Origin of the sequence: Beijerinckia sp. L45 (assembly GCF_009765775.1) — a bacterium.
Classification (GTDB): Bacteria; Pseudomonadota; Alphaproteobacteria; order Rhizobiales; family Beijerinckiaceae; genus RH-AL1.
In genome coordinates this window covers 1-14,042 of the sequence record NZ_LMUU01000159.1, presented here as the reverse complement: position 1 = coordinate 14,042, position 14,042 = coordinate 1, and the positions used below count along the sequence as shown (strand labels likewise).

The window sequence follows — 14,042 nt, the reverse complement described above, 5'->3', positions numbered from 1 at the left end:
TGCCGACCGGGATGTGGCCGGCGTGCTTGCCCTTTATCGCGGCGAGCGTGTTGCCGAGCTCGACCAGCAGCATTTCCATCCGCACCGTGGTGGAAACGACCTCCCGGCCGGCATCGGTGAGGCGCAGGCGCCCTCCGGCGCGGTCGAAGAACGACAGGCCGACATCGCTTTCCAGCAGCTTGATGCGGGCGGTGAGCGCGGCGGGCGTGACCTTCAATTGGTCGGCGGCGGTTGCGATAGTCCCACTCTGGGCGACCGCACGGACAGTTTGAAGTTGCTTTAGGGTGAGGCGGCGCATCCCCCGACTGTAAATTTTTTTGGGGGCGCTCTCAATACTATTCATTTTTGTTCTGTGATACGTGGTGAACAAAGCCAAGAGCGAAGAAGGTAAGAGCGGATATGGGCGACGCGCACGAGACCGGAATGGTCGGTCTGGACGGATTTTTGGCAGCAGCAGTCGCTGCCGATGCGGGCCTGGAGCCGGTCGCGGCAACAGTCCGCGCGATCGCCGCCGGCGCCGCCACCGTCGCCGATCAGATCGCACTGGGGCCGTTGTCGCCGCACGCCAAGCCGGCGTCGGGCAGTCGCAATACCGATGGCGACGTCCAGCAGGCGCTCGACCTCCTCACCAACCAGATCTTTATGGATGCGCTGGCCAGCGCGCCGGTGGCGGTTGCCGTATCGGAAGAGCTGCACGAGCCGCTGCGCATGCAGGTCGGTGCGCCGCTCGTCGTCGCCATCGATCCACTCGACGGGTCCAGCAATATCAACGCGAACGTCTCGATCGGCACGATCTTTTCGATCCTGCCTTCGATCGCGGACGCCGCCAGCGATGCCGCGCATTTCTACCAGCCCGGCCGCAACCAGCTCGCCGCGGGGTTTGTGGTCTACGGCCCGCAGACCATCCTCGTCCTTTCGGTCGGCGGCCCGACGGTGTCCTTCATTCTCGACCGCCGCGTCGGCGGTTTCGTGGCGATCTCGGAGGGGCTCAGCATCCCCCCGGACTCGCATGAGTATGCCATCAACGCCTCGAACTATCGGCATTGGGAGCCGTCCGTCCGCGCCTTCATCGACGATTGCATCCACGGCGAGGACGGCCGGCTCGGGCGCAACCACAACATGCGCTGGATCGCCTCGATGGTCGCCGACGCCTACCGCATTTTTACCCGCGGTGGCGTGTTCCTGTACCCGGGCGATCAGCGCAAGGGCTATGGCTCAGGCCGCCTTCGGCTGCTCTACGAAGTGAGCCCGATCGCTTTCCTCGTCGAGCATGCCGGCGGCGCCGCAACCGACGGGCGCGGCCGCATCCTCGACCTCGTGCCGAGCGACGTGCATGAGCGTGCGCCGCTGGTGTTCGGCTCGGCCCGCGTGGTCGAGACGATCGGCAACTATCACACCGACCCGAAACTCTCGACCGAGCAGTCCCCGCTGTTCAAGGCGCGCGGGCTAATGAACGGGTAAGGCCTCAGTGTCGGCCAAGCACCCCATCATCTCCGTCACCGGCTCGTCAGGGGCCGGGACCACCTCGATCCGCCGCACCTTCGAGCAGATCTTCCGCCGCGAGGCGGTCGAGGCGGTCTATATCGAAGGGGATGCGTTCCACCGCCACGACCGCGAGGGGATGCGGGCGGCGATGCTGTGCGAGGCCGAGGCCGGCAACGTCGATTTCAGCCATTTCGGCCCCAGCGCCAACCTGCTGGAAAAACTCGAGACGGCGTTGCGCGACTACGCCATGACCGGCATTACCGAGTCGCGCCATTACGTCCATGACCTTACGGAGGCGGAACTCTACAACGCACCGCCGGGCACGTTCACGCCGTGGCAGCCGCTGACGCCGCTCGGCAGCGATCTCCTGTTCTACGAAGGGCTGCACGGCGCCGTCGTCACGGAGAGCGTCAACACCGCGCAATACGCCGATCTCAAAATCGGCGTGACGCCGGTGATCAATCTCGAGTGGATCCAGAAAATCCATCGCGATCGCTCGACCCGCGGCTATTCCACCGAAGCGGTCACCGATACGATCCTGCGCCGCATGCCGGATTACGTGCGCTACATCTGCCCGCAATTTACCGAAACCGACATCAACTTCCAGCGCGTGCCGATGGTCGATACGTCGAATCCCTTTGCGGCCCGGTGGATACCGACGGCGGACGAATCCATGGTCATCATCCGTTTCGCCAATCCCCATGGGATCGACTTCCGCTATCTTCTCGCCATGGTGCACGATAGCTTCATGTCGCGTGCCAATTCGATCGTGATCCCCGGCGCCAAGCTCGACCTCGCGATGCAACTCATTCTCACCCCTTTCATTCTGAAACTGGTCGAACGCCGACGCCGCATGGGCTAGGCCGGGTCTGCGCCGATGCTTGACCGCCGATACCGCGAACGACCGATGGGTCCCGATTGATGCCATACCCGACCCTGCAAGCCCTGATCTTCGATGTCGACGGGACGCTCGCCGAGACGGAAGAGTTGCATCGGCGCTCGTTCAACGAGACGTTCCGCCAGCATGGGCTCGACTGGAACTGGGACGAAAGCCTTTACGCCAAGCTGCTGCAGACGACCGGCGGCAAGGAGCGCATGGTGCGCTACGTCGCTGATTATGTGCCGCATCAGCGCGACGTGCTCGACAATCTTTCCGTGCTGCACAAGGCCAAAACCAAGAACTACCAGTCGCTGCTGCACGACGGCGCCCTGGCGCTGCGGCCCGGTGTCGTCCGGCTGGTGCATGAGGCGCGCACGCGGGGCCTGAAGCTGGCGATCGCGACGACATCCAACCCGCACAACGTCAAGGCGTTGCTGCGCAGCGGGCTGGGCGACGACAGTCCGAACTGGTTCACCATCGCCGCCGGTGACGTCGCGCCTCTAAAGAAGCCCTCGCCCGACGTTTATTACCAGGCGCTGGAAGCGATGGACGTCGGTCCGGGCAATGCCGTAGCCTTCGAGGATTCTTCCAACGGGCTACAGGCGGCGCTAACCGCCGGCCTCGCCGTGGTCGCCACGCCAAGCCGCTTTCTCACCGAAGAGAACCTGGAGGGCGCGCTGAGCGTGATCAGCGATCTGGGCGAGCCGGACAAGCCGTTTCACCACATCGCCGGCGCCGCGTTTGCGAAAGGCTACGTCGACGTCGATGGACTTGGAGCGGTGTTCGCCGCGGCGCAGGATCGGGCCTAGAGCGCTGCGGTGTCATCCCCGGGCGCGCGAAACGCGAACCCGAGATCGTTGAACACGATGCTTGTTGCCTGAGCGCCGCCTCCTGCTCGATCTTCGCCGCGGTTAAGCCTTCAGCGCTTCGCGCGCGCGCTTTTCGACGGTCGCGCTACGCCTTCGCCACATTCTGCGGAAACATGAACCGGCGCGCCTCGTCGTCCATCTCCTTTTTGAACGCGTGCTTGTCCTTCACCGCTTCCGCCGCTTTGGCGGCCGGGCGGGCGCTGATTTCGTCGAGCAGGCGGCGCACGTTCGGAAATGCGGCCCAGGATTCGGCGCCGAGGACAAAGTGCAGCAGCCGGGCCCAGCCCCACACCGCCATGTCGACGATCGTATAGGTGTCGCCCAGCATGTACGGGGTCTTGGCGAGGCGTTCGTCGAGGATCGCGTAGTGCCGCTCGACCTCGCGCCGATAGCGGTTGACGGCGTAGGGAAGCTTTTCCGGGGCGAAATGGCTGAAATGCACGCACTGGCCGGAATAGGGGCCGACGCCGCTCGCCACGAACATCAGCCAGGACAGCAGGTCGCCGCGTGCCGTCGGCGTTTCGGCCGGCAGAAACTTTCCCGTCTTCTCCGCGAGATAGAGCAGGATCGCATTGCTGTCGAACACCGTGACATCGCCGTCGACGATCGCCGGCAGCTTGCCGTTCGGATTGATGTTCAGGAACGCCGGCGCGAACTGCTCACCGCGCCGGGTGTCGACGGGATGCAGCGTATAGGGCAACCCGGCCTCTTCCAGAAACAGCGCCACCTTCATCGGGTTCGGTGCGGTGTTGTAATAGAAGTCGATCATCACGGAGCTCCGGGTTTTTCGCCCGGCAGCTCTATCAGGCGGGACCCAGGCTTGGCTATCGCGCCGGAACGGTACGCCCGGCGGGCAGCGGCACCGTCGGCTCGTCGTCGAACGGGCGCTCCGGATGCATGAAGAAGCAGGTCACCGCGCCGAGCGCGAGCAGGGCGATCGACATCAGGAACGGCAGGTACCAGTTGCCGGTCTTGTCGATCACGAAGCCGGCGATCAGCGGCGAGACGATCGCCGCCAGCGCCGATCCGGTGTTCATCAGGCCCGCCGCGGTGCCGGAATATTTTGGGGCGAAGTCCATCGGGATCGCCCACATCGGGCCGATGGTGATCTCGGCGAAGAAGAAGCCGCCGGAGAGGCACAAGGCCACCGTGGTGATGTCGGTGACGAAGAAAATCGGCATCAGGCAGAGCAGGGCGCCCATGAAACCGACGAAGGTCACGCCGATGCGCGCGTAGCGGAGATTGCCGGTGCGCTTCAGGATGGCGTCGGAGATCACGCCGCCGAGCGTGTCGCCGACCACGCCGGCGAAGAACACGCCCGAGGCGAACAGCGCCGAGTTCTTGATCTCCATATGGTAGTTGTTCTTGAAGAACAGCGGCAGCCAGTTGAGGTAGAGCCACAGGCACCAGCCGTAGCAGAAATAGGTGAGGGTGACCGGCGCCATCCGGCGCGCCAAGCGGCCCCACGGGATCGGGCCGCGTTTCACCCGGCTGCGAACCGGCAGCAAGGTGAGTTCTTCCGCGGTGATGCTGCGATGGGTCTTCGGGTCGTCGCGAAAATACCAGACCCAGACGACGACCCAGATCAGGCTGACGAAGCCGAGCACGATGAAGGATCCGCGCCACGTCACCGCCGCCATCAGCATCGCGACGGCCGTCGGGGTGGCCGCGCCGCCGAGGCGGGCGGACGAATGCGTGAGCCCCTGCGCAAAACCGCGCTTGCTCGCCGGCAGCCAGTCTTGAAACGCGCGGGTGGCCGTCGGGAAGGTGGCGCCCTCGCCGAAGCCGAGCAGCATGCGCACCGCGAACAGCGACACGAATCCCTCGGCAAAGCCGGTCAGGATCGTCGCGCCGGCCCAGATGCCGCCGCAGACGAGCAGGGTCATGCGGGGGCCGAAGCGGTCGCCGATGTAGCCGCCGGCGATCTGGAACAGCAGGTAGGGGTAGGCGAAAGCCGAGAAAATCAGGCCGAGCTGCGTGTTGTCGAGGTGCAGCTCCTTCTGGAAGGCGCTCGCAGCGGTGCTGACGTTCACTCTGTCGACGTAGGTGATGAAATACATCACGCACAGCAGCATGAGGACGACGTTCGTCGCCTTGAAGAGATTGCGCATTCGGGACCCTGATTTCGCCACGGACATTACGCGCGGCGTATTCAAAAAAAAGCCCCCGTCTTACGTCGGGGGCCTTCTTGATTTTGGGTAGGCTTGTTTACTCTGCGGCAACGCGGGCGTGGTGACCCTGCTGGTGGGCCGCCGCGATGGACGCCATCGCCACCTGGACCCCGCCTTTGTTGTGCTTGATGCCGGCGACTTCCAGGCCCATCTCGACGCCCGCGAGCGCGCCCATGATGGTCAGATCATTGGTGTCGCCGAGGTGGCCAATGCGGAACACCTTGTCGGCGACCTTGTTGAGGCCGGCGCCGAGCGACATGTCGAACGTGTCGAGTACGATCTTGCGGAACTCGTCCGCGCCCTTGCCGTCCGGCATCAGCACGGCGGTCATGACCGGGGACACGAAGCGCTCGTCGCGGCAGAGGTTTTCCAGGCCCCAATGCTTGACGGCGGCGCGGGTGGCGACGCCCCAGCGGTTGTGGCGGGCGAACACGTTGTCCAGGCCTTCCTCGTGCAGCAGGTCGATCGCGACGTCGAGGCCGTAAAGAATCTGCGTCGCCGGGGTGTAAGGGAAGAAGCCGCTCTTGTTGGCGTTGATCATCTCGTCCCAGGCCCAGTAGCCCTTCGGCTGCTTGGCGGTCTCGGAGGCCTTGATCGCCTTGGCGCTGATGGCGTTGAAGGCGAGGCCGGGCGGCAGCATCAGGCCCTTCTGCGAGCCGGCGACGGTGACGTCGATGCCCCATTCGTCATGACGCAGATCGGCCGAGCCGAGGCCCGAGACGGAATCGACGAACAGCAGGGCCGGATGGTTGCAGGCGTCGATGACCTTGCGGATCGCCGCGACATCGCTGAGCAGGCCGCCCGAGGTCTCGTGATGGACGACGCAGACCGCCTTGATCTCGTGGTTCTTGTCTTCGCGAAGCTTCTCTTCGATCTTCTGCGGGTCGACGCCGACGCGCCAATCCGACGGGATGAAGTCGACGACCATGCCGAGACGCTTGGCCATGTTGTGCCACAGGGTCGCGAACTGACCTGTTTCGAACATCAGCAGCTTGTCGCCGGGGTTCATGGTGTTGACGAGCGCCGCTTCCCAAGCGCCGGTGCCGGACGCCGGGAAGATGATGACATGGCTCTTCGTCTTGAAGACCGTCTTCACTTTGTCGAGCACGCGCGATGCCAGCTTCTGGAACGTCGGGCCGCGATGATCGAGGACCTGGTTGTCCATCGCGCGCAACACACGGTCTGGGATCGGCGTCGGACCCGGTATCTGTAAAAAGTGGCGTCCGGCCTTACGCGGCATGTTGCTGCTCATTATGAAATCCCTTTCCTCCCTGAGGATGGTGCTCTGGGCGCGTTGATCCGCGACATCCGGAGCCTTGCAGCGATTTAAGATGGATGCGAGGAGCGATCAATCTTATTTTCTTTGAAGGAAAGAGCACGGTTTTTATGGGTGATGGCCTAAAAAACAGGCTTCAGGCGGCAAATTGCGGCGAGGTCTTGTTCGATGCGTTTTCGCGCGGACGCTACGCGACCGACGCTTCCTCCTATCAGATCATGCCCCTAGGCGTCGTCGTGCCCTCGACCATCGCCCAGGCGGAAGCCGCGATCGGCGTCGCCCGGGAAGAGGGCGTTTCTATCCTGCCCCGCGGCGGCGGCACCTCGCAATGTGGACAAACGGTCAATGACGCGCTGGTCCTCGACTGTTCGAAAGCCCTCAACAAGGTCGTCGCGCTCGACGTAACGGCGCGGACCTGCCGGGTCGAGCCGGGCATCGTCCTCGATGACTTGAACCGCAAGCTGAAGCCCCACGGCCTGTGGTTTCCCGTCGACGTCTCGACGGCGTCTCGCGCCACCATCGGCGGGATGGCCGGCAACAATTCTTGCGGCGGCCGTTCGCTGCGCTACGGCACCATGCGCGACAACGTCATCGCGATGGATGCGGTGCTGGCCGACGGCACCCCGGCCCACTTCGGGACCCAGCAGGCCGACCTCGGCGACATGGCCGCTCATGATCCCCGCCGTCCGCTGTTTTCCGACCTGCTCGCGATCGGGGCCCGCGAGGCGAAAGAGGTCGAGGCGCGCTACCCCGCGGTGCAGCGCCGCGTCGGCGGCTACAATCTCGATGCGCTTGTCGCCAAGGGCAGCCAGTCCGACGGCCGGGTGAACATGGCGCACCTTCTGGTCGGCTCCGAAGGCACGCTGGCCTTCACGACCGCCGTCGAACTGAAACTGTGGCCGCTGATCGGGCGGAAAGCGCTCGGCGTCTGCCATTTCGGGTCGTTCTACGAGGCGATGGACGCGGCCCAGCATTTGGTGGCGCTGAAGCCCATCGCCGTCGAGCTGGTGGATGCCACGATGCTGTCGCTCGCCGGCGCCATCGCGATGTTCCGCCCGACGCTGGAGCGCTTCGTCAAGGGCGAGCCGGCGGCGCTGCTGCTGGTCGAGTTCGCCGAGGACGATGCGGAAAACACGCGGCGTCTGCGCCGGCTCCATGATGTCATGGGTTCGCTCGGCTTCGGATGGGACAAGGACCGGCGCAAGTGGGGCGGTGTCGTCGACGTGCTCGAGCCCGGCCTGCAGGCCGCGATCACGGATCTGCGAACCTCTGGCCTCAACATCATGATGTCGATGAAGGACGCGCGGAAGCCGGTCTCCTTCGTCGAGGATTGCGCGGTGCCGCTGCCGCACCTTGCTGCCTACACCGAGCGTCTCACCTCGGTCTTCGAGAAGCACGGCACAACAGGCACCTGGTACGCCCATGCTTCGGAAGGCTGCCTGCACGTCCGCCCGGTGCTCAACCTGAAGCTGGAGAAGGACGTCAAGGCGATGCGGGCGATCGCCGAGGAGGCGTTCGCTTTGGTCCGCGAATATAAGGGTTCGCATTCCGGCGAACATGGCGACGGCATCGTGCGCTCGGAGTTCCACGAGCCGATGTTCGGCGCGCAGCTGGTGCGTGGCTTCGAAGAGGTCAAAGACCGCTTCGATCCGACTGGTCTGCTCAATCCCGGCAAGATCGTCCGGGCGCCGCGTTTCGACGACCGCACACTGCTGCGCTTCAACGCCGATTACGCCATCGTGCCGATGACGCCGGTGCTCGACTGGTCGGCCTATCCCGGCCCCGCCGGCGGTTTTTCCGGCGCCGTCGAGATGTGCAACAACAACGGCGCCTGCCGAAAACTGGCCGGCGGCTCGATGTGCCCGTCCTACCGCGTGACGCGCAACGAGAAGGATGTGACGCGGGGCCGCGCCAACGTGCTGCGCCTCGCGCTGTCGAAACAGCTCGGCCCCGACGCGCTGACATCGGACTCGATGGCCGACGCGATGCGTCTCTGCGTCTCCTGCAAGGCCTGCAAGCTGGAATGCCCGACCGGCGTCGACATGGCGCGGATGAAGATCGAGGTTTTGGCCGCACGGGTCGCGAAGAACGGCCTTTCTTTGCGCGATAGACTGGTGGGCTACCTGCCGCGCTATGCTCCCTGGGCCGCCAAAGTGCCCAGCCTGCTCAACCTGCGCAATCGCATCCCCGTTCTGGCGTGGCTCGTCGAACGCGTGGCCGGTTTCTCCGCGCGCCGCTCGCTGCCGGTTTGGCGCCGCGACCGCTTCGATCCGGCCGAGACCGTGGTTGGGCCGGAAGGCGGCCGCGAGGTGGTCCTGTTTGCCGATACTTTTAATCGCGCCTTCGAGCGGGAAAACCTCGATGCCGCGCTGCAGGTTCTGGTGGCGGGCGGCTATCGCGTGCATCTGCCGAAGCCGGCCGATGGCTCCAGCCGCCCGCTCTGTTGCGGCCGCACCTTCTTGTCGGTCGGGCTGGTGGAGGAGGCCAAGCGCGAGATCGGGCGCTCGCTCGAGACGCTGTTGCCCTATGTCGCCAAAGGCATGCCGGTGATCGGCCTCGAGCCGAGCTGCCTCCTATCCTTCCGCGATGAGGCATTGGCGCTGCTGCCCGGGGATGTCGCCACGCAGGTCGCCGGCAGCGCGTTGCTGTTCGAGGAGTTCTTGGCGCAAGAAACCGATGCCGGGAGGCTCGTGCTCGCCTTGAAGCCGATCGGCGCCACGGCGGTGCTGCATGGGCATTGTCACCAGAAGAGCTTTCGCGCCCTGGCGCCGGTCGAGAAAATTCTGCGCCTGATCCCCGGCCTGAAGACCGAGACGATCGAGTCGAGCTGCTGCGGCATGGCCGGCGCCTTCGGCTATCAGGCAGAAACCATCGACACCTCGCTGGCGATGGCCGAGCTGTCCCTGCTGCCGGCCGTGCGCGCCGCGCCTGACGCGCTGGTCATCGCCGACGGCACCTCATGCCGCCACCAGATCCACGACGGCACGCAGCGCCAGGCGCTGCATGTCGCACGGGTGCTGGCGGCGAGCTTGGAAGGGGACAAGGCTGGTGGCGGACGCCCCCAACCAGGGCTGACGTCGTTGCCTATGCCGGCAGTACTACCACCTTCGTTTTGACGGGCGTTCGCGAATAGAGGTCGATCATGTCCTGGCTCAGCAGGCCGGTACAGCCGCTTGTCACGCCCGCTCCGATCGTCTCGGGGTCGCTGGTGCTGTAGATCGTGAAGAGCGTGTATTTGCCGTTCTGGTAGAGATAGAGCGTGCGGGCGCCCAATGGATTGTCCAGACCGCCCGGCATGCCTCCGGCATATTTCCCCGCTTCCGGCTGGCGCTGGATCATCTCCTTGGGCGGCGTCCAGATGGGCCATTCGGCCTTGCGCCCTACATAAGCCTCGCCGCTCCACAGGAAGCCGGTGCGGCTGACATTGGCGCCGTAGCGGGTCGCGTTCCCGTCGCCTTCGATGCGGTAGACGAAGTGATTTGCGGGATCGACGACAATTGTACCCGGCGCTTCTTTGCTGTCGTAGCGCACCGTCTGGCGATAGTATTTCGGATCGACTTTGCTGACATCGACGGCCGGGATCGGAAAACGCTCATCGGGCACCGGCCCGTAGACCTTGGTCAACGCGGCAAGCCTCAGCGCGTCCTCGGACGGCGCGCAACCGGCCAGCCCTAACGTACCGAGACCGATGGCAGAGCCGAACAGAAACGCCCGGCGGTCAAGAAGCGCCGACCGAAGGCCAAGCAAAGCATCCTTGTCGATCGCCCCGGCATTGGCATGCCAACTGCGCATAATCATGATTTGCCACTTCCCATCACTTGCCCGACGAGAAAATACTCAGGCGCACACCCGCTGAACGTCTTACTGCGCTAAGATTGCCGGCACACGGCGCGACTTGCAAGCTCGGGCTTTCGACGTCGTCCTTTTGAAAACAACGCACGGCGATAAAGCTTCAACGATGCGCCCGCAGAGCAACAGAAGAAGAGTCTTAAGCGCCTGGAGCGCCTCCGCTGCTGTCGCAATCCTACTGTTTGTCGCAGCCTGTTCGGCCGACGACAAGGAAGCGCGTCGTCGCGCCGCCGGCCCGGCGCCGACGCAGGCCGCCCTGGCAAAGGTTGCCAGCGTGTCCGCCGGTGCAGGGATTTTCACCCGGTGTGCCGTGTGCCATCCGATCCAGCGCGGTGCGTCCGACCGTGACGGTCCGAACCTGTTCGGGGTCATGGGCAACGCCATCGCCCAGAACAGCCCCCGGTTCGGCTACACGGCGGCGCTTCGGCAGGTTGGCGGAACCTGGACGCGAGCCCGGATGGACATCTGGCTGACGAATCCCAAAGCCTTCGTGTCGGGAACAACGATGGGATTTGCCGGGCTGCCGGATCCGCTCGATCGGGCCGATGTCATCGCCTATCTCGAGACCCAGCGTCGGAGCGGGCCCTGATTGACGCCATCTGAATTGGGCGGTCGACGAGCGCGCATCGCTGCCAGTTAATCTGCGCCCGGCTGCCGTTCGCGCCACCTTCGAAGGAGGATCGCACCGAAGACGAAGACCATGAACGCCCCGAGCAGGCAGGCGACGGCGCCGATGATGCGGAAGATGATGACCTCGTCCATGGGTTCTCTAAGGTTGTAGTCAGCGAATTCGTTGCGAACCTTATCACGACGCGGCCCCGATGCCGCCTACACAACCGCCGCACCACCCGCGCGAGCCTGATCGTACATGATCGCTTTACCGAGTTGAGCCATCAACGGCCATAGGTGTTTGACAAACGATTCTGGATGGCGCGTCGGGCTTAGATTTCCAAATATCTGGCCTCATAGGTGATCGGGAAATTAACCGACCTGGCGATGAAACAATATTTGTGTGCGTCGTGATGCAAAGCGTCGGCTCTTTTCACATCGGAACCGCGCGCCACAGTGATTTTTGGCCGCAGAACAGCCTGAGTGAAACGACCTTCCCCACGCGGTCCGACTTCACCGACGGCAAGCGGCGCGTCCTCGTACGCCCAGACCACAATTCTGGCTTCGCTGGCGAGATGCAGGTACCAAAGCATGTGGCAACCTGCCAGGCTTGCGAGAAGCAGATCTTCTGGGTTTGGTTTAGCGGGGTCGCCACCAAGCAAGGGATCATTCGAACAGTCGATTGGCAGTTTACCCGGCGTCCTGATGCGCCAGGTGCGGTCATACCCCGTGTAATTTTTTGTTCCTTCGCCACGATCGCCGGTCCAAACAATCCGCGCGGTATACTCATGAGACTTGCTCATATTCACCTCGTATCCGGCTAGGCCATTCGATGGGCAACGCGTGCGCTCTCGGCATCTCGCCATAGACATTCATATATCCTTCGGCCCTTCCGCTGCGTCGCCAAACCGCTCGGCCTGCGCTTGTCGAATGTCCGGACATGTCGCAATGTCCGCTCCGCCTGACACTCGCCGCACGAGCCCCCAAACGCCATGCCGCTGGCTTTTCCGTTTTCCGCGATCACTGGCCAGACCGAGATGAAGCTCGGCATTCTCATCGCTGCCGTCGACCCTGCCATCGGCGGCGTTCTCATTTTGGGAGATCGCGGCAGCGGCAAATCCACCGCGGTGCGGGCGCTGGCCGCGCTGCTTCCGAAGATGAAGGCCGTCGTCGACTGCCGCTATGGCTGCGATCCTGCCGACGAGGCCGCGCTCTGCACGGACTGTCGCGCGCGAAAAAGGCCGTTGAAAGCGCATCTGGCGGCGGTGCCGGTCGTCGACCTGCCGCTCGGCGCGACGGAGGATCGCGTCGTCGGCGCGCTGGACCTGGAAAAGGCGCTGACGCAAGGGGTCAAAGCCTTCGAGACAGGGCTGCTCGCCAAGGCGCATCGCGGCTTTCTCTACATCGACGAGGTCAATCTTCTCGAAGATCACCTCGTCGATCTCCTGCTCGATGTGGCGCAATCCGGCGAGAACGTCGTCGAGCGCGAGGGTCTGAGCGTCCGTCATCCCGCGCGCTTCGTGTTGGTGGGGACCGGCAACCCCGAGGAGGGCGAGCTGCGGCCGCAGCTGCTCGACCGCTTCGGGCTTTCCGTCGAAGTGCGGACGCCCAGCACCCTGCCCGAGCGTGTCGAGGTGGTGCGCCGCCGCGACCTGTTCGATCGCGATCCGGCAGCCTTCACGGAGCGCTGGGCTAAGGACGAGGTCAGGATTCGCAAGCGCATTCTTGTCGCCCGCGAAAAATTCGCGGAGGTGACCGTGCCCGACGCCGTACTCGAAATGGCGGCAAAACTGTGCATGGCGCTCGGCACCGACGGGCTGCGCGGCGAACTCACTTTGATGCGCGCCGCCCGCGCCGCCGCCAGCCTCGACGGGCAGAGCACGGCGTCGATGGACGACCTGAAGCGCGTCGCGCCGCTCGCCTTGCGCCACCGCCTGCGCCGCAACCCGCTCGACGATTCCGGCTCGACGGCGCGCATCGAGCGCGCGGTGGCGGAGGTGTTTGCCGCATGAGCGCGGGCGGGACGCTGTGGTCGCGCGCAATGTGGGTGTCGGCCCTGCTGGCGGTCGACGCAAGCCTCGGCGGCGTGACGCTGCGCGCGGCCGCCGGCCCGTTCCGCGATTTGTGGCTCGCAAAATTCCGCACGTTGCTGCCGGCCGAAACACCGTGGCGCCGCCTGCCGCCCGGCATCGCCGAGGGCCGCCTGCTCGGCGGCCTCGATCTCGCCGCGACGCTCAGCGCCGGGCGCCCGATCGCCGAACGCGGTCTGCTTGCCGAGGCCGATGGCGGGGTCGTGATCGTGCCGATGGCGGAACGGCTCACCGCCACCGTCGCCGGCCCGCTGGCGGCGGCGCTCGACACTGGCGAAATTTTAGTCGAGCGCGACGGCCTCGCGCTGCGCAGCGGCTCGCGCTTCACCGTCGTGCAGCTCGACGAGGGCATCGACGACGAGCGGGCGCCGGCGGCCTTGACCGAACGCCTCGCCTTCATCGTCGAGCTCGATGCCGCGCGGCCCGACGACGAGGATTTCGTCACCGCCGCCATGATCGCCGAAGCGCGCCAAGGTCTCGCCGCCGTGACCATCGAGGACGCGATGCTGCAGGCTTTGTGCGAGGTCGGGCTGGCGCTCGGCGTCGGGTCGTCGCGCGCGATGATTCTTGCCGCGCGCGCCGCCAAGGCGGCCGCGGCGCTCGACGGCCGTGACGCCGTCGGCCCGGACGACGTCACGTTGGCGGCGTCCCTTGTGATCGCGCCGCGCGCAACGATGCTGCCGCCGCCCGATACCGCGGACGCCGATGAATCCGAGACGAGCGACGAGAGCTCGGAGGATGCGCCGCCCGACCGCGATCCCGATGACGCCACCCCACCCGATCCCGAAGGCGCGGGCACCCTGACAGATCGCC

Annotated in this window: 13 protein-coding genes and 1 pseudogene; 7 read left to right on the top strand and 7 right to left on the bottom strand. The window is 65.0% G+C overall.

Annotation, left to right across the window (positions count from 1 at the left end; translation table 11 throughout):
* Window positions 1–343: LysR family transcriptional regulator (locus GSQ79_RS17320; protein ID WP_246725404.1), on the bottom strand; the 343-nt coding region annotated here is incomplete at its 3' end.
* Window positions 344–423: 80 nt separating this feature from the next.
* Here GSQ79_RS17320 and GSQ79_RS17315 point away from each other — a divergent pair.
* From GSQ79_RS17315 to GSQ79_RS17305, 3 genes are read left to right on the top strand one after another with little or no spacing between them, the layout of a single operon-like run.
* The gene (locus tag GSQ79_RS17315) at window positions 424–1,461 is read left to right on the top strand and encodes a class 1 fructose-bisphosphatase (RefSeq protein ID WP_158809937.1); all 1,038 of its coding nucleotides are present in this window, start codon (window positions 424–426) and stop codon (window positions 1,459–1,461) included.
* A 7-nt stretch (window positions 1,462–1,468) separates the two neighbouring features.
* Complete coding sequence (locus tag GSQ79_RS17310) at window positions 1,469–2,347, top strand: phosphoribulokinase (protein WP_158809925.1); 879 nt, start codon at window positions 1,469–1,471, stop codon at window positions 2,345–2,347.
* Window positions 2,348–2,406: 59 nt separating this feature from the next.
* Window positions 2,407–3,174, top strand: coding sequence for an HAD-IA family hydrolase (locus GSQ79_RS17305; RefSeq protein WP_158809924.1), 768 nt, complete (start codon window positions 2,407–2,409; stop codon window positions 3,172–3,174).
* Window positions 3,175–3,319: 145 nt separating this feature from the next.
* On the opposite strand, the gene GSQ79_RS17300 is transcribed toward GSQ79_RS17305, so the two are convergent.
* From GSQ79_RS17300 to GSQ79_RS17290, 3 genes are all read right to left on the bottom strand, one after another.
* Window positions 3,320–4,003 carry a glutathione S-transferase family protein gene (locus GSQ79_RS17300; RefSeq protein WP_158809923.1) on the bottom strand — a complete coding sequence of 228 codons (684 nt, stop codon included), beginning with the start codon at window positions 4,001–4,003 and terminating at the stop codon, window positions 3,320–3,322.
* A 55-nt stretch (window positions 4,004–4,058) separates the two neighbouring features.
* Entirely contained in the window at window positions 4,059–5,345 is a 1,287-nt protein-coding gene (locus tag GSQ79_RS17295; protein WP_158809922.1) for an MFS transporter, read from the bottom strand.
* 97 nt (window positions 5,346–5,442) lie between these two features.
* Window positions 5,443–6,657, bottom strand: coding sequence for an alanine--glyoxylate aminotransferase family protein (locus GSQ79_RS17290; protein WP_158809921.1), 1,215 nt, complete (start codon window positions 6,655–6,657; stop codon window positions 5,443–5,445).
* A gap of 134 nt (window positions 6,658–6,791) precedes the next feature.
* Between GSQ79_RS17290 and GSQ79_RS17285 the strand changes: the two genes are divergently transcribed.
* Window positions 6,792–9,797: an FAD-binding and (Fe-S)-binding domain-containing protein gene (locus GSQ79_RS17285; protein ID WP_158809920.1), complete on the top strand. Its 3,006-nt coding sequence runs from the start codon at window positions 6,792–6,794 to the stop codon at window positions 9,795–9,797.
* Here GSQ79_RS17285 and GSQ79_RS17280 read toward each other — a convergent pair.
* Window positions 9,766–10,479 (bottom strand): L,D-transpeptidase, encoded by a 714-nt coding sequence (locus tag GSQ79_RS17280; RefSeq protein WP_158809919.1) that lies wholly within the window; start codon window positions 10,477–10,479, stop codon window positions 9,766–9,768. The genes GSQ79_RS17285 and GSQ79_RS17280 overlap by 32 nt on opposite strands.
* 160 nt (window positions 10,480–10,639) lie before the next feature.
* On the opposite strand from GSQ79_RS17280, the gene GSQ79_RS17275 reads away from it, so the two are divergent.
* Window positions 10,640–11,119: a cytochrome c family protein gene (locus GSQ79_RS17275; RefSeq protein ID WP_158809918.1), complete on the top strand. Its 480-nt coding sequence runs from the start codon at window positions 10,640–10,642 to the stop codon at window positions 11,117–11,119.
* Between the two features lie 47 nt (window positions 11,120–11,166).
* On the opposite strand, the gene GSQ79_RS30100 is transcribed toward GSQ79_RS17275, so the two are convergent.
* Window positions 11,167–11,292, bottom strand: a complete 126-nt coding sequence (locus GSQ79_RS30100) for a hypothetical protein (RefSeq protein WP_256379034.1) — start codon at window positions 11,290–11,292, stop codon at window positions 11,167–11,169.
* A gap of 179 nt (window positions 11,293–11,471) precedes the next feature.
* Window positions 11,472–11,942 carry an OsmC family protein gene (locus tag GSQ79_RS17270; RefSeq protein WP_158809917.1) on the bottom strand — a complete coding sequence of 157 codons (471 nt, stop codon included), beginning with the start codon at window positions 11,940–11,942 and terminating at the stop codon, window positions 11,472–11,474.
* A gap of 189 nt (window positions 11,943–12,131) precedes the next feature.
* On the opposite strand from GSQ79_RS17270, the gene bchI reads away from it, so the two are divergent.
* The gene (gene bchI / locus GSQ79_RS17265; RefSeq protein ID WP_158809916.1) at window positions 12,132–13,151 is read left to right on the top strand and encodes a magnesium chelatase ATPase subunit I; all 1,020 of its coding nucleotides are present in this window, start codon (window positions 12,132–12,134) and stop codon (window positions 13,149–13,151) included.
* Window positions 13,148–14,042: pseudogene (gene bchD / locus GSQ79_RS17260) on the top strand (magnesium chelatase ATPase subunit D); the annotation flags it as partial. The gene bchI and the pseudogene bchD, both read left to right, overlap by 4 nt.

What these genes read in the sequence shown, in the direction of transcription:
- GSQ79_RS17315 (WP_158809937.1), top strand. Translation starts at nt 424, where the DNA reads ATGGTCGGTCTGGACGGATTTTTGGCAGCAGCAGTCGCTGCCGATGCG.
- GSQ79_RS17305 (WP_158809924.1), top strand. Translation starts at nt 2,407, where the DNA reads ATGCCATACCCGACCCTGCAAGCCCTGATCTTCGATGTCGACGGGACG.
- GSQ79_RS17300 (WP_158809923.1), bottom strand. Translation starts at nt 4,003, where the DNA reads ATGATCGACTTCTATTACAACACCGCACCGAACCCGATGAAGGTGGCG.
- GSQ79_RS17295 (WP_158809922.1), bottom strand. Translation starts at nt 5,345, where the DNA reads ATGCGCAATCTCTTCAAGGCGACGAACGTCGTCCTCATGCTGCTGTGC.
- GSQ79_RS17290 (WP_158809921.1), bottom strand. Translation starts at nt 6,657, where the DNA reads ATGAGCAGCAACATGCCGCGTAAGGCCGGACGCCACTTTTTACAGATA.
- GSQ79_RS17285 (WP_158809920.1), top strand. Translation starts at nt 6,792, where the DNA reads ATGGGTGATGGCCTAAAAAACAGGCTTCAGGCGGCAAATTGCGGCGAG.
- GSQ79_RS17280 (WP_158809919.1), bottom strand. Translation starts at nt 10,479, where the DNA reads ATGATTATGCGCAGTTGGCATGCCAATGCCGGGGCGATCGACAAGGAT.
- GSQ79_RS17275 (WP_158809918.1), top strand. Translation starts at nt 10,640, where the DNA reads ATGCGCCCGCAGAGCAACAGAAGAAGAGTCTTAAGCGCCTGGAGCGCC.
- GSQ79_RS30100 (WP_256379034.1), bottom strand. Translation starts at nt 11,292, where the DNA reads ATGGACGAGGTCATCATCTTCCGCATCATCGGCGCCGTCGCCTGCCTG.
- GSQ79_RS17270 (WP_158809917.1), bottom strand. Translation starts at nt 11,942, where the DNA reads ATGAGCAAGTCTCATGAGTATACCGCGCGGATTGTTTGGACCGGCGAT.
- bchI (WP_158809916.1), top strand. Translation starts at nt 12,132, where the DNA reads ATGCCGCTGGCTTTTCCGTTTTCCGCGATCACTGGCCAGACCGAGATG.